Origin of the sequence: Vibrio makurazakiensis (assembly GCF_050337375.1) — a bacterium.
GTDB classification, from domain to species: Bacteria; Pseudomonadota; Gammaproteobacteria; order Enterobacterales; family Vibrionaceae; genus Vibrio; species Vibrio makurazakiensis.
The window spans coordinates 1-1,436 of the sequence record NZ_JAKJSW010000430.1; the positions used below are offsets into that span (position 1 = coordinate 1).

1 protein-coding gene and 1 pseudogene are annotated in these 1,436 nt (G+C 41.5%); both read right to left on the reverse strand.

Features of this window, described 5'->3' with window-relative positions; genetic code table 11:
- Positions 1–352: pseudogene (locus L4C33_RS22195) on the reverse strand (ABC transporter permease); the annotation flags it as partial.
- Positions 353–354: 2 nt separating this feature from the next.
- The coding region (locus L4C33_RS22200; RefSeq protein ID WP_428814547.1) for a microcin C ABC transporter permease YejB at positions 355–1,436 on the reverse strand (1,082 nt) is incomplete at its 5' end.

Consider the following 1,436-nt stretch of genomic DNA (forward strand, 5'->3'; position numbering starts at 1 on the left):
GGACTGAGCCCGAGATATCGAAATTAATAGTGTCATAACTAAAGCGAATTAACGGCCACACGATGTAACCTTGCTCTTCAATTAACTCGATCACATAAGGATCGGTATAATCAGCTTCGGTTTCAAATTCGCCACCAAATTCAGTTTCAGAATACTCAGCTACGACAGGATAAAACCAACTGTCTTGATACGATACTAATAAAGGTTTGTCGTTGGCGATCAACTCAGCGAAAAGGCTGAGTACGAACAACAATGCAAAAATCCACATTGAGATAAAGCCACGTCGATTTGCTTTAAAACGCAACCAGCGAGCCTGTGCGAGTGGATTGCTAAAAGAAATTAAATTTTTCAATATTAACGCGCCTCAAAGTCGATTCGAGGATCAACCCAGGTGTATGTCAAATCAGAAATGATGCTCAGAACCAAGCCCAATAACGTCATAATATAAAGAGAGCTAAATACGACGGGGTAATCACGTTGAATCGTCGATTCGAAACCAAGTAAGCCAATCCCCTCTAATGAGAACATCACTTCTATCAGCATCGAACCCGTGAAGAATATACTGATAAAAGCACTCGGGAATCCGGCAATGATGATCAACATTGCATTACGAAAGACGTGTTTATACAAAATGCTATTTTCATCCAAGCCTTTTGCACGAGCAGTTACCACATATTGTTTGTTTATCTCATCAAGAAAAGAGTTTTTAGTCAGCATGCTTAACGTAGCGAAGCCACCAATAACCATTGCGAAGATAGGCAAAGCGAGGTGCCAGAAGTAATCGATAATTTGCTGGTACCAATTCAATTGGTCAAAATTACTCGACACTAAGCCTCTTAATGGGAACCAACTAAAGTAATTACCGCTCGCAAACAAAATGATTAATATAATGGCGAACAAGAAGCCAGGAATCGCATAGCCAACAATCACAACGGCGCTCGACCACACGTCAAAACGCGAACCATGATGAATAGCCTTGAGTATCCCCATCGGGATTGAGATCAAATAAATGATCAAAGTACTCCATAACCCCAATGAAATGGATACAGGTAAACGATCGACTATGAGGTCGATAACGTTACCGCCTTTAAATAGACTTTCACCAAAGTTAAATGTCGCGTAATTTTTCAGCATGTCGAAATAACGCTCATGAATCGGCTTATCAAAACCAAATTGTTTGCGAATTTCTGCCACAACTTCTGGGTCAAGGCCACGAGACCCCTTATAACCTGAAGATGATGCTTGTTCAGAATCACCAAAATCGACTTCCTGACCACCACCAGAGAAACGCTCCATAATCCCCGAGTTATGACCTTCTAGTTGAGCAACAGCCTGCTCGACGGGGCCACCTGGAGCAATCTGAATGATAAAAAAGTTAATGGTGATGATCGCCCACAAAGTCGGAATGACTAATAGCAGGCGACGAAATATATAAG